Annotated in this window: 11 protein-coding genes and 1 pseudogene; 3 read left to right on the top strand and 9 right to left on the bottom strand. The window is 53.1% G+C overall.

What is annotated here, in order from left to right; translation table 11 throughout:
• Window positions 1-45: 45 nt before the first annotated feature.
• Window positions 46-855 (bottom strand): annotated as a pseudogene (locus AC2FGC_RS12095) (pirin family protein); the annotation flags it as partial.
• 322 nt (window positions 856-1,177) lie between these two features.
• Between AC2FGC_RS12095 and AC2FGC_RS12090 the strand changes: the two are divergent.
• Both AC2FGC_RS12090 and AC2FGC_RS12085 read left to right on the top strand, forming a co-directional pair.
• Window positions 1,178-3,082, top strand: a complete 1,905-nt coding sequence (locus AC2FGC_RS12090; protein ID WP_496782447.1) for an AAA family ATPase — start codon at window positions 1,178-1,180, stop codon at window positions 3,080-3,082.
• A gap of 144 nt (window positions 3,083-3,226) precedes the next feature.
• Complete coding sequence (locus AC2FGC_RS12085; protein ID WP_496782446.1) at window positions 3,227-4,168, top strand: pirin family protein; 942 nt, start codon at window positions 3,227-3,229, stop codon at window positions 4,166-4,168.
• A 48-nt stretch (window positions 4,169-4,216) separates the two neighbouring features.
• Here the strand turns inward: AC2FGC_RS12085 and AC2FGC_RS12080 are convergent, their stop codons facing one another.
• Both AC2FGC_RS12080 and AC2FGC_RS12075 read right to left on the bottom strand, forming a co-directional pair.
• Entirely contained in the window at window positions 4,217-4,885 is a 669-nt protein-coding gene (locus tag AC2FGC_RS12080) for a hypothetical protein (protein ID WP_496782444.1), read from the bottom strand.
• Complete coding sequence (locus tag AC2FGC_RS12075) at window positions 4,842-5,246, bottom strand: hypothetical protein (protein ID WP_496782442.1); 405 nt, start codon at window positions 5,244-5,246, stop codon at window positions 4,842-4,844. Before AC2FGC_RS12075 ends, AC2FGC_RS12080 begins: the two co-directional genes overlap by 44 nt.
• Before the next feature lie 447 nt (window positions 5,247-5,693).
• Here AC2FGC_RS12075 and AC2FGC_RS12070 point away from each other — a divergent pair, with 447 nt between their 5' ends.
• Window positions 5,694-7,997 carry a tetratricopeptide repeat protein gene (locus AC2FGC_RS12070; RefSeq protein WP_496782440.1) on the top strand — a complete coding sequence of 768 codons (2,304 nt, stop codon included), beginning with the start codon at window positions 5,694-5,696 and terminating at the stop codon, window positions 7,995-7,997.
• A 479-nt stretch (window positions 7,998-8,476) separates the two neighbouring features.
• Here AC2FGC_RS12070 and AC2FGC_RS12065 read toward each other — a convergent pair whose 3' ends face one another.
• The 6 genes from AC2FGC_RS12065 to AC2FGC_RS12040 form a co-directional block, all read right to left on the bottom strand.
• Window positions 8,477-8,758 (bottom strand): hypothetical protein, encoded by a 282-nt coding sequence (locus tag AC2FGC_RS12065; protein WP_496782437.1) that lies wholly within the window; start codon window positions 8,756-8,758, stop codon window positions 8,477-8,479.
• A 44-nt stretch (window positions 8,759-8,802) separates the two neighbouring features.
• Entirely contained in the window at window positions 8,803-9,426 is a 624-nt protein-coding gene (locus tag AC2FGC_RS12060) for a hypothetical protein (protein ID WP_496782436.1), read from the bottom strand.
• A 151-nt stretch (window positions 9,427-9,577) separates the two neighbouring features.
• The gene (locus AC2FGC_RS12055) at window positions 9,578-10,096 is read right to left on the bottom strand and encodes a peptidoglycan recognition protein family protein (RefSeq protein WP_496782434.1); all 519 of its coding nucleotides are present in this window, start codon (window positions 10,094-10,096) and stop codon (window positions 9,578-9,580) included.
• A 220-nt stretch (window positions 10,097-10,316) separates the two neighbouring features.
• Window positions 10,317-11,081: a hypothetical protein gene (locus AC2FGC_RS12050; protein ID WP_496782432.1), complete on the bottom strand. Its 765-nt coding sequence runs from the start codon at window positions 11,079-11,081 to the stop codon at window positions 10,317-10,319.
• A gap of 29 nt (window positions 11,082-11,110) precedes the next feature.
• Complete coding sequence (locus tag AC2FGC_RS12045; protein WP_496782430.1) at window positions 11,111-11,785, bottom strand: hypothetical protein; 675 nt, start codon at window positions 11,783-11,785, stop codon at window positions 11,111-11,113.
• 11 nt (window positions 11,786-11,796) lie between these two features.
• The gene (locus tag AC2FGC_RS12040) at window positions 11,797-12,420 is read right to left on the bottom strand and encodes a hypothetical protein (RefSeq protein WP_496782428.1); all 624 of its coding nucleotides are present in this window, start codon (window positions 12,418-12,420) and stop codon (window positions 11,797-11,799) included.
• Window positions 12,421-13,482 lie beyond the last annotated feature (1,062 nt).

Below are 13,482 nucleotides of genomic sequence, written 5' to 3'. Positions count from 1 at the left end.
GGATTGCCGGTATCGCAAGTTCGGACAAGGCCCCCTGACGTCTGGTTAACGCGCCCGTCTTGGGCTGGTGCGCTCCAACTCGTCTGAAATCGGAATGAACTCCTGATCATCGCCGGGGGGCAGGTGGAAGGCACCGTTGGCCCAATCGGCGGCTTTCCATTCGCGGGTGGCGTTTTCGATTTTTTCCTTCGAAGAGGACACGAAATTCCACCAGATATAGCGATCCTCATTCAATGTGGCTCCGCCCAGCAGCATCAACCGCGCGCCAAACGGACCCGCCTTGACCGAAAGGCGATCGCCCGGGCGGAACACCATCATGCGACCTTCCTCGAACGTGTCGCCCGCAATCTCAACCGATCCCTGAATGACATAAACCCCGCGATCTTCGTGGTCGTCGGGCAATGGAAAGGCGGCGCCGGGTTCAAGTTGCACGTCCAGATAGAAGGTTTCCGACAGCATCGTCACCGGGCTGGTTTCGCCATAAGCCGAACCAAGGATTAGCCGGGCACTGACGCCATTGTCCTTGATATGCGGCAGCGCGCCCTGCTTGTGGTGCTCAAAATCCGGGGCCATGTCCTCGTACACCTCAGGCAGTGCAATCCAGGTCTGAACACCGAACAGGCTGTGCCGCTTAGCCCGCGTTTCTTCACTGGTACGTTCCGAATGGGTCACGCCGCGGCCAGCCACCATCCAGTTCACTTCACCTGGATAGATCATCTGATGGGTGCCAAGGCTGTCGCGATGCTCAAACTCGCCCTGATACAGGTAGGTCACTGTACCCAAACCGATATGAGGGTGCGGCCGCACGTCGATGCCACCGTCGGTGATGAACTCGGCGGGGCCCACCTGATCGAATAGTTTTATTCGAAATAACTATTAGGGCCTATCAAATTGCAGGAAATCGGTGGATTTCGAAGCTGTACCGGAACATCCAGTCTACCCGTCGGGCGTACCGTATGATCAACCGGGGGGTATCTCGGGGGGTACGGGGGGGACGCCGGAAGGATCGCGTAGATGTAACTCGCTCAGATTTTTCTCACAAATTCAATCCGGAAGAAACCCCACGTCCAATCGACGAAGTATCGCCTTGATTGCTAAGCAAACTGACATCCGCTAGTGATTGGAATTGAATAAAGAAAATCAGGCGCATTTTGCCCAATGAGTACGGCGAGTAGCAATGAAACTTAAGAAATTTCGAGTAACCAAATTCCGGTCGGTAGATGATAGCGGATGGATTGATGTCTCAGATGTTACGTCTCTGATCGGCGAAAATGAGGCGGGAAAGACCAATCTCTTGCTTCCCCTTTGGAAGCTGAACCCAACTGGCGGTGGGGAGATCAATCTACTGGACGACATGCCCCGCTCGTCCTACGCTGAGATGCGGCAGGACCCCGGCGCTTACGATTTCATCACGTGCATATTTGAGTTGGATGAGGCTGAACGTGAGATTGCCAACAAACACGGCGCAGACAGTGATATCACCGAGACTCTTGAAGTCGTTCGAGACTTCGCCGGTCGCTACGCTTGGGCTTTTCCATCAGACAGAGATTTTGATGTCCGCTTTGCCTACGCCTCGCCTTTCCCGGAACCTGTCACGATTGAGGATGAGGATGAAGAAGACGAGGAGGTAACGCCGGACCCCGGACCTAGCTTGAGTGAAATATTCGAAGAACGCCTTCCGGCTTTTGTTTACTATTCGAACTACGGAAACCTAGACGCTCAAATCTATCTGCCGCATGTGGTCGAAAACTTAAAGCGCACCGATCTTGGTCAAAAAGAGGCTGCAAAGGCGCGAACCTTGAAAGTGCTTTTTGATCTGGTCAGCCTCAGCCCTGAGGAAGTCTTGGAGTTAGCACGTGCAACCGGTGTTCGGGAACGGATTGATCAAAGTGGTCGCCGAGTCTCTGTAGACCCTAAATCTGAGGAAGATGTCGCGAACGACGACGAGAAGCTCAGAGAGCGCCAAGCTCTCTTGCAATCAGCGTCGACCAAACTGACAAAGAGTTTCCGCGAGTGGTGGAAACAAGGTGACTACAGGTTTCGCCTCGTTGCTGATGGCAACTATTTCCGCATTTTCGTAGCTGACGCTCGCCGACCTGAGGAGGTTGAACTTGAGAACCGTAGTGCGGGTCTGCAATGGTTCCTCAGTTTCTTTTTGGTCTTCACCTATGAAAGCGAAGACACCCATGAGAATGCAATTGTACTACTCGACGAACCAGGACACTCACTACACCCCCTTGCTCAGCGCGACTTGTCCAGTTTCTTTGATAGCTTGTCTCAAACCAACCAACTCGTGTTCACGACGCACTCACCTTTCCTGATTGATGCAGATAGGTTGGACAGGGTACGCAAGGTCTTCATCGCTGAGAACGGCGGAACAGTAGCGTCCAGCGACCTTGGACAAGCTCGGGGCAAAGACGGTTCAAGAGAAGCGGGGGCCACCTACGCCGTTCACTCAGCGTTGAACCTGACAGTTGCGGAGAGCTTACTACTTGGATGTAGACCGGTAATTGTGGAAGGCCCTTCTGACCAGCACTACCTTTCGGCTATCAAAACCATTTTGATCGGCAAGGGGTTAATTTCCCCAAGGGCTGAGCTAGTATTCCCACCGTCTGGCGGGGCCAAAACTGCTAAACTGATAGCGGCGATACTTCTGGGACGAGACGACGCGCTGCCTTTAGTGTTACTTGATGGCGACACCGCTGGACAACAAGCAGCAAAGAGTCTGAAAGCGGAATTATATGCGGCGAAACCAGAACGAGTTTTGATCACTGACGAGTTCTTCGAGGATATGACTGAGACCGAGATCGAGGACCTCATGCCGCACAGCTTGGTCGTTCAAGTTCTCGACCGTATGGAGCGCCGCGCTAACCAAGATTTTGAAGATGTTCATGACCCCGCGAAACCGATAGTACCGCAGATCAAAAATTGGGCCAAAGACGAAGGCTTTGACCTCACCAAAGACTGGAAAGTAAGACTATCGCTCGGGGTAAAAGAAAAACTACTAGCAAACCCTGACCGCCATACTGACCAACAACTGTTGGAGCGTTGGACCGCATTGCTCAATCGTTGCTGTGAGTGATCCTGGTGCGCAAACATCTCGTTCATCAGTGATAACTAGGTCCAAACTCATTGTGCAAACCCGCGCAAACCCTGAGCGCACCTTGGGGGTTCCCTTCATGCTCCAATGCTACATGTTATCAGCAGAGCCAAAGGAGTACGCCCAATGTCTTGGAACCCTGCGCTAGACCCTCACTGCCCCACGGGTGACGCCGTGGACACCATTGAGACCGTCATAATCCCTCGCGCCCGCGATCTGGGCGGCTTCGAGGTACGCCGCGCCCTACCCGCGCCGAAGCGCCAGATGGTCGGAAGTTTTATCTTTTTCGATCAAATGGGACCCGCAGAGTTCTTGCCAACCAAGGGCATGGACGTACGCCCTCACCCTCATATCGGCTTGGCAACGATCAGCTACCTGTATCGCGGTCGGATGCACCACCGGGACAGCCTCGGGACAGACTCATGGATTGAGCCGGGTGCGGTGAATTGGATGGTTGCTGGTCGGGGCATCACGCACTCAGAGAGAACCGACGATGAAACCCAAGTGGACCCTATGCCGTTCTTTGGTATCCAGACTTGGGTAGCTCTGCCAAAGGACCACGAGGACCTAGACCCTACCTTCGAACATGCCCCTGCTGATGCTCTGCCCGTCATGGAAGGTGAAGGCAAGGAGGTGCGTCTGATCCTTGGCAACGCCTACGGGGAACGTGCGCCAGTCAAGACGCCCGCAGAGATATTCTACACCGATGCTGTGCTTCAAGCCGGTGCCAGCATTCCACTGCCAGATGACCACGAGGATCGCGGAGTGTACGTCGTTAATGGGTCGGTAACGGTCTCCGGGGATACCTTCGAAGCGGGTCAAATGATGGTGTTCCGCCCTGGAGACCGGGTGTCGATGAAAGCTGGTGATAGAGGCGCACGAGTAATGATGCTGGGCGGCGAAACGCTCGAGGGACCCCGGCATATCTGGTGGAACTTCGTGGCGTCTTCCAAAGAGCGCATCGAGGAAGCCAAAGAGGCTTGGCGGGCCGAGGCTTGGGATAGCAACCCAAGGTTCCACTTGCCGCTCGGTGATGATCAGGAGTTCATCCCGTTGCCTTCTAGATAACCGATAGCCTCAATGGAAGCAGGCTTGGGGCTGATCCCACTAATAAAACTACTCTTTTTCGCAGGCCAGCAGTTGGAGAAAAGGAGCTGGGGTTCCAGAGACTTCGCCAGCAGAAGCTAGTTGGTGACCATGAGCCCCTGCTTCGTGAAGATTATGATTATGTGCCTCTTCTGCTGTCGTATTTTTGGCACCGACCTTACCAAATCGCCCCGCCCCACCTACGAAGTTATGATCGTTATCAAGTAGTGGCCCGTTGTTGGTGGAAGTGTAGCGATGATCGTGTTTACCTCCGTCAGAGAGAGTGTGGGAATGCGCTTCAACATCCGACAAAACATGGTTGTGAAGACCCACTGAACGGTTTTCGCGGTTGGTGAGCGGCTGTCCGACCCGAGCGGCCAATTCACCCTGTTCCGGAAGCCCAACAACATAGCGCCCACGAAGTTCTTTAAGGGACGACCACCCAGATGGACACGTTTCAAGCTTGAAAAAAGCGACAGTCCCTCGCGGAAAGGGGTCGAGGCTCTCTATCTTCTTCAATAAGCATTCGAAGTTCAAATTGCTTCGCTCTACATTCTTGCGGTCCCTCAGAATTAACTCCTCAATCTCGCAGGCTTCATCGTGGTCTTGCGCAGAAACTGATATTGCGCTCACGATGAGAGTTAAACAAACGGCGCTAGCACAGGCCGTCAAGGGCAAAATAGCAGAAAATCGAATCATAAAAATAAACTCCAACTAAGGTGATTAAAATCACGAACACAATGATTGAAGCGCCAATAGCTAAGCGTGGGACCTTCGAGTTTGCCGGTCGATGTACTTCTGGCAAAAACCAAAGCTCGTTTGGTCCAATTTCGCCTGAGCGCTCAGCGCCGAGTGCCGTCAGGTGTTTACGTAAATCGTCCGGCTCACTATCGAAGCCACCTATTTTGCGGTTCAGTTCCTTAAAGGATCGCCTCTTGTATCGCGGGTCGCACAGCATCTGTACAAGTTTGCGGTCAATCGCATTTGTGAGTCTGCTTTCCCTTCTGAAACCCAGAAGTTTAAGGCCGGCGTCCAAGGCTTTAAAAAAAATTTCAATCATTCGATCTACAACACAAGCGTAACACTACAGTTATCATCGACTCACCGCCTGCAAGTCAATAAAGGGCCACGGCTGCATGTTGCTGGGGTCAGGGTTTCGGCTAAACTCTGTCCCAGATGTAATGGTTAATTGCCTGTAAAAAATGAAGGAGCCACTGCGGCTCCCTCCAAGTTCTTCATCCGTCACTCTTTCAGCAAATCCTCGAAGCTCCTGCGCTTCACCCGCACAGTTCCCCCGCCAGACTTCACCAGGAACAACTCACGGTTACGCCTGACCTGAGCCTTCAAGAGTTCACCCTGCCCAATCTTCTCGACCCAACGACTTATGTGGCTTTTAGTTCTCGCCCTGAGCAGCCTTCCGGTAAGGAACGAGCCTTTTGACTTTTTAAGTGCCTTTGCTATCTATAATTGACCGGACGAACATAACCTCAGCGGAAAAAGGGAAAGTGTGGAAAAAGACAAAAAACAATTAACCGTAGGATTTCAAATGCGATCTTTTCTACTCAAGTGTTACGGTTTTTTACGTCGCTTTGCGAGTCACCTCTCCGATCTAATTACTGTTAGTATTGTAGTGAGTTTTTTTGCCGGTTATGCGGTGTCTTATTTCCCTACATTCTACAAGAGCACACTCGACTCCGTATGCAAATGGGCTGGCATCTTTGAAAATTATGGGCCATGCATAGTTCGGGCAAACGAGGAGAAGCTTCGAAAGGCCAATAAACTCCTGTTTGAGCAGGGCCGTGGAAATGAGGCACTTGCTCTTTTCCAGCAGCTTTCAGAAGACGATCACCCCATCGCAATTGGGATGGTTGCGTTTATCAAAGGAACTGGCTTTTCTGGAACAGAGCGCGATTTGGGCGCTGCAAGAGAGATTGCAAAGAGCGTAAGAAATGAGCTCGCGACTGGAGAGCCGGAAAACGGGCAGAGGCTTTTTCTGCAGGCGATGATTGAACACTTTGTGGATCGTGATCAGGAACTGCGCCTCGAGAGCTTTATTAAGTTAAGAGAAGCTGCGTCACGCGGTTTTTCTCACGCCAGCTATGAAGTAGCTGTGCAATATTTTAATGGCGGCGCTGTCAAGGTCAGTCGTGATCGTTTCTTTGATAACATGCTGGTAGCGGCAGAAGCAGAGCATGTGTTCGCAATGGAAGCGATTGGGGACGCCTTTCGGAATGGAATAGGCACCGACCCCTCACCTTCGAGTGCCCGACAGTGGTATGAACGCGCCTCAGCAGCTGGCTCATCCACAAGTCAGCGAAAGATCGGAGAAATGGTCGCTGAAGGTTTGATAGGTGAAGGTGGCCTCAGTGCTTCTGTGGGTATTTTCGAAGTGGCGGGGTCGATGGGAGATGCTTTAAGCTCCGTTTATGCTGAAACCATTAAGTTCGATTTGGGTCTAACTGATGAGCCATCAGAAGTCATACTTACGAAACTTGGTAAGTTTGCTGATCAGGAAATTTCGGAAGCGAATTTCTGGCTCGGTCATGTTTGGCTTAATGGTTACCTTACCAACTCCAAACAAACGTTTGACATCGAGCGCGATCCTAAACTTGCTGCAACTTACTTCGAACGTTCGTTGCCGACCTCAAACAATGCACACGTTTTCTTGGCAGAAATCTATTCAGGGATGCATTCAAGTACCACCGTTGACTTTGCGTTGGCCGCTGAGCATGCACAAAAGTGCATTGACAGTTCTTCCAGTTTTTCAATGGGCTGCAAAGCGCTTTTAGCCTGGCTCAATTTGGAGGGGCTCGGGGTGCCAAAAGACATTGGTAAAGCAGAGGCTCTTGCTCGCGAAGAGTATGAAGCAGGCGGCGTGATTGGTGCAGTAACACTAAGCAATGCCATCAAGTCCCGCGCAGGAGTGAACGACAAAAACGCAAATCAAGAGAGGCTTACTGTTCTTCTCAATGCGATTGAGCAAATGCCAAATCATGCTTTTGCACACCTACATTTGGCATGGCTCTACGAGCTAGAACTACCAGGAATTCGACGCAACCAAGAACTCGCGTACGAGCATTTTAAGATTTCGGCTGACCACGGTCTACCTGTCGCGTCTTGCAACGCAGGCTATTGTTTGCTCAAGGGAAACGGTACTGAAAAAGATGTTGCGGCTGCTATCCCCTACCTTGAAGCCGCTGCGAGAGAGGGCCTCGTTCCCCCGTTGAAGCACTTATTCGAAATACTGGAAACTGAGAATGGACACGATCTTACACGTGACCGCCTTTATCAGATACGGGACGAAGGTTTGGAAAGGCTTAAATCTAAAGCACTGCATTCTGCCTGCACTGCCAACGTGCTTGGCAAGCGATATGAAAAAGGTGAGCTTCTAGAGAGCATTGACTTAGCTGAAGCCAATCGTTGGTACGAAGTATCAGCCACTCTTGGGTCACTCTCTGGTAAGTACAACTATGGCCGTCTGAATACCGGAGACATTTTTGAACGCCGCAACCCGGGGGACGGTCTCAGGGTACTTGAAGACTCAGTCAAGTTGGGGTCAGCGGAAGCAGCACTTTGGCTTGCCTATCTTTACCTAATTGGTGACATCGTGGATAAAGATGAAGTAACGGCAAAGTCGTGGCTGAACGAAGCAGAAGAGCTTGGTGCAGCAATAGACGATCAACTTATTCTATCAGAACTCCCTTCCACTTGGGTATTAGCGTTCCAAGGTAGGGTCATGGGATGTGATGGCAACCTTTCCGAACGCGGTGCACTAGAAGATGTGACTGGCATAATCGCCCTTGCCGAATAACCGGCAATTCTTCGCCTTGGAACTCATAGCGTGAGGCGCTAGAATCTCTCAGCGCGACCTACGCCGAACACCGAGTTAAACGCTGCGACCGCTGTAGGATTGGCGACCAATTTATCGCTCGCCGCATGAGGGATGAGTTCATAATCAGCCATAGCTGCCGTGCCTATCTTGCCCGAGGGCATCTTCCAGTTCCCTCATGTTTGTTTCGTAGATTTGGGCTATTGCTTCACGCGCCCGTTCCAAGGGCACCACCGAACCACCAAGGATGGGCGCGGCCTCAGGAAGGAACATGCGGGCTTGTGATAAGTCGTAAGTCCATGCAACGGGTCCGTCGGTTTAGACAGCACCTGATGATTGTTGGAAGACATGAGTCACACCGGATGCGGCCTTAGCTTGCTTGGCGGCATATCATGCAGCCCAGAGCCTATCTCCGAGCCACACGAAGTCACTTGCAGTGTGTCCCGTCGATGTGATCACCATCACCGAAGCTCATCCGGCATTGTCAGACCGCAACTGCGGGCAATCCTGCGAATGTCATTGACCATTGCTGCGTAGCCCTCATCCAGAACAGAAACGATGTCGGCCCGTTCACCGCGACCGGGAGCAATCATTTTGTTAGGATTTGCGGCTGTGATCTGGTCAGCTTCTTCACGCAACTCTTGGCGCACCTGACGGATACCCGCGAGGATAGACAGAGTGCGCTTCCAGCTTTCGGTGTCATCGGTAAGCGGTCCCGGTGTGGGGTTGGTTTTGGATGTCATGGTTTCTGGGTCCTTGTGTCGTTGTTGTTGGTAGTGATGACGGTTCATCGAACATTGATAAGTCTGGCGATCTGGTCTGCCCGGTGGGCCGTGAGTTCACCTCGAGCATTCTCAGCGATAGCCTTGGCGTAGAACCGTCCAGCCGTGTCCGACGCTGTGGTCTCGACGTAGCCAATAGCGTCAGCAACCTTGTCTTCGGGCATGCTAGGGCTGACCTCTGGTTTCTTCGCGGTGATCTCGGGTTTGACGTAGGGGTCTAATCCCAGAGCGAGACGCGCGGCATCGCGGCTCTGGTCGATCTCATCTTGGCAGCGGCCATTGAAAACACGACCAGCGATCTTGAGGATGTGCTTGGCCTGATCGAGCGTAAGGTCTTGGCGGTAAGCGCGGAGCTTTGCCTTCTTGATCATCGGCAAGATGGTTGGATCGGGTAAGCCTGACTTTGCAACGTGTTCAACGAACAACCGCTCGAACTCTTTGGTGGTAAGCGATGCGGGCTTGGGTTTACCGAAGGTGTCTAGGAGTTTCTGGGCATGAACCATGGGTCGCTTGGCTTGTGCGATCTGGTCGATCAACGCATCTCGGCGTTTACCTTTGCGGAGCTTGCTATTGTCGATGAAGTATTGGGTCGCCTTCTTGGCGGATGCAGGGAGTGTCTCTAAGGACATTTGCTAGGCTCCTTGATTGCAGGGATGGTGCGAAAGCTGAGGACATGAGAACGCCTCCTGTAACCCCTTGAGGGAACAGGTTTTCTCAACCACAATTTTCTGATTTTCCGTGGGAATGGGTGATTGTACGTTTCGCCGGGAAACGCGGGATTTAATGAGGGCTTATTGAAAGCGCCTCGTTGCGGTCGAGGCGTTCTTCGAGTTCAGCTTCGGCGGCTTCATCTTGTTCGTGTTGTTTGTGGGCATATGTCTCGAGGTCCTCATTGATCTCGAGGGGGACACCGAGTGTATCCGCGAGTTTCTGATAGAGAGCCTCGAGTGCGTCACGCTGGGCAGTCGTGAGAGTCTCAGAGAACTTGCCGGTCTCCCGGTCTCGGCCCCCCACTACGCCGATCTGGATATGGCTTCGGGTGAAATTGTCGCGACCGACTGCGCCACGCGTCAGGGGGTGTCTACAGAGTTCGACCGTCCCATCGACCAGCACCAAGTAGTGCCAGCCAATGCCGAAGCGGCCAATCTTGGCGTGTTCGACATCGATGATTGCCGCGTCGATGCGTGGATCGGCTGGATGATGGGTGTACCTGACGAATAGGCCCGTGGTCTTCTCGCGGGGCAACGTAGCGAACATAGTTGTCCGCAGGTAGGTGTCGGCTCTCTTGATCTTTAGCATCGGCCTTGGTTCCTTTCTTCACTCGTTCTGCCCAAGCTTCGAGTTCACTGAACGTCAACTGCCCGGTCCCGGTGGGTGAACGACCTTCCTCGATCAGATCGACGGTTGCATAGAAGTAATCCGGGTCGGCGCAGGTGCGGGGTTGGATACGGTTCAGGACCAGATCAATGTCTGTGTCCCAAACCATGTCGGCTAAGTCGTCATTCATGGGTGACCAACGTCAGTGACCAAGCTGCTCGCGGATATGCTGAGCGAACTCAGTCCACGTGATGCCATCGGCGCGACCCGCTGCCCGGTCCACGGCGAACTGACGAACTACACGGTCAACGCCTGGGTGGGTGTCTGATGCCTGTTTCAGGAAATCGAAGCCATCTTGTCCAAGTTCCTGCATTGCGCTCTGCGTTGCTGCCTCGGTGACTACGCTTTGGACATTCGCAAGCATTGCACGGGTGTCACCATCAACATCGATCTCCGATATCGACCCATCAGCCAGACCGCGCATCGTTTCAGCAGCTTGATCGATGCCAATTCCAGCCATCGCAATCTGACCGAACGCTGTTTCGTAAGTCTGGGCTTCTTCCATCGTCATGATGCTGTCATCAAGCGAGGTGTTGAGGCCGTCGATCACTTTGTCGAACTCAGCATGCCCCGTGTCGCTGCCTTTGGGTTCCTCGGGCGTCTCCTCTGTGGCCGATCCGTGTTCCTGCGCTGCCCTTTGTGCCGCACCAATCGACAGCCCTTCATCAAAGACGGTGTTGAGCAATCCAAGTTCTTTAGCCTGGGCTACCTTCATCGACATGCCCTGTACGTTGATCACGTCGCTGTCTTTTAGATCGCCCTGCGAGTGAACATCGCGCTGCGTGTTCTTGGTGTCGCGGACGGTGACGCCCCCGCTCACGTAGTCTGCACTTGAGGCGTATGATTTGGAAGATGGCATCGATTGTGAGGTGGCATCGCCGCCACCTAGGGTTACTCTTTCAACCATGTTTTCTTATGTCCTTTAGTTGGGGTTGGTTAGTGGAGACCGAGTTCGATCTCGGCCATTTGTTGTGGCGTTGGTGGGTTTTGGGTTTCTACAAAAGGCAGGCCGTCGATTGCCTTGCCTTCATCAAGGCTCATCAGGTGTACCGGGCAGAGCCTTGAGATTGCCTCGACCGAGTATCCGCGAAGTCGAATGCGGGAATACGTAAGAATAAGACGGAGTTTCGTATCGTCGTCCAAGTCGCTTTTATGTATCTGTGACAGTGCTGAGACCTGCCCATCAAATGCACAAAGGTTGAGCCATGCCACGCCAATGGCGCTTTCCTTAACCTTATTGGTCATCTTGCGGGTCCCTTTGGGTTTTGCGTTGCCGCGTTCATCGAGCGTTGCCTCGAGTGCCTCGACCTTGTTCTTCCATCGAGCGAGTGTCTCTTCTGCCTTGATGATCTCGCGTTGTTCGGGGGTGAGTTCTGCTTGGCCGATCCCATGAGCCTCGGCACAGGATGGGCAGCTGTACTCATCGCCGAACGGGGCGGGAAACTTTGCGTCGCACGAGATGCAGGTCTTGTAGGTAATCCTGCGGTTCTCATCGATGCAGGTCTCGCACCTCGAGGCTTTGGGCTTGTGGGTTTCATGTTCTTCACCACATGCGTTGCAGGTCTTGAGGTACATCTGCGGGGATGACTTCTTGGGTTTCAATCTGGGCATGGTGACGGTCCTTACGTGTCAAACAGCCAATCCGTGGACGGCATCGGTGGTGCTTGCATTGCTGCGTTGGGTTTGGCCGGGGGTGTCGGTCGGGGTGTGAGATCGGACACCGGCTCGATGCCTTCGGGCCACTCACCTTTGACCAGTCCGGATGAGCGACGAATTACCTTGTGGTATCTCGCGGGGATCGCTGGGGACCTCGGGAGGATGTGATCGAACAAGCTATCCCCGAGCATGTCCGTCTTCATAGATCGAATGGGAACGGAGACCGGCGGGAACGCATCACCAGAGGCGAGGAGGCGACCATAGGAGGTCACAATCAGTGCGGTTAGGTCTCGGTCAGATCGACGAAGACCGAGCCTCTCAGCGGCCTTCAGCGTGTGTGTGCCGACAATGGCGAAGTCGGCGTAACTAAGGCGGTACTTCGAGTATCGGACATCGCCGGTCAACACCTCGGCCTTACGACCAGGAGGAACACACAGGCCTTGGCGACCCATGTAAGTCCCACCAACGAGGTAGACGCTGTAGCGATGACCAGTGCCGAGGAACTCTCGAGCCAAGACGTAGTGGGTGAATGCTCTGACGATGGCTGATGCGTTTGGCTCATGTCGTCTACCGATAAGGAGATGCGGCAACCTTTCCCTCGCCCTGCCATGTCTCAACACCGCCATTCGATATGCTGGGCGATGATCCCAATCACCGACGCGATGGCGTGTACCTCGGGCTAACCGAACGGCCTCAGCGATCTCTTGTGGTGTCGGTTTGGTCTTCTTCTTCACCGACCGGGCAACTGCGTTGATAGCACCACCGGGGATGTAACCACCTAGTGGCACCCCTCGGTTCTGGACGACCGTCCGACAGCGGGTACACAAGCCCCACCTTGTGGGCAACCTTTCAGTGTACTCATAGGCAGGCAATGGGTTGTCGCATGTAGCTGAGGCACAGACGGTCATGATGGCCTCCTTGGACGCTTACGCTGGGATTACTGAGGACGCCCCCGAAGCCAGTCACCACAACAGCCGAGGGCGTCCTCATCAACCCGCCCATGTGTCAAGCTCACAAAGACAACACGGGCGGAGTGAAACGGTAAAAGGTCTCACTACATCGACCCGTCAGGTAAGACAGGGATGCGCGTGAGACCTGAACCGGTTCGACCAAGGACCAAGATCGAAACGGTATAGGGATTAGGAATGATGGTCACAGTAGTTGGTTAATCATTGATGGTCACTGCACCTGAGGTACACTGACGGGGAACCGTGAAGCCTTGAGAGGAACCTGATCGTGTAACTATAGGTATAACTGTTGGTATCTGTCACTCATAAGGGTGCAGTGATTCCAACCCATTGATTTACAACGAGGTGTACCTAGCGTGTCATCGACCGGTGAATGACCATCATTGATCATCATCACAGAGGAGATACCGGGGTGCGTTCCTCGACCATGTTCATCAGGCGATCACCTGATGTGAACTCGAGGTAGACGTTGGGTGTTATTGAAGGTGGTGATCATCATCGATCAATCACACTGAGGAGATACCGGGAGTTAACTTGAGGTGATACCTGATGTGTACACTATAGGTAATAACTTTTCGTTCTTCTCTGTCTCATAAGGGTGCAGTAATTCAAAACCCCTTGTTTATATGGCTTACTGGTGCCTCGAGTTCCCTCATCGGTCGTTGGGTGATCGACGAGAACCTT

Source organism: Ruegeria sp. CDSC054, assembly GCF_059610645.1.
The sequence above is the reverse complement of the archived record's forward strand: the minus strand, read 5'-3'. Positions and strand labels throughout refer to the sequence as shown.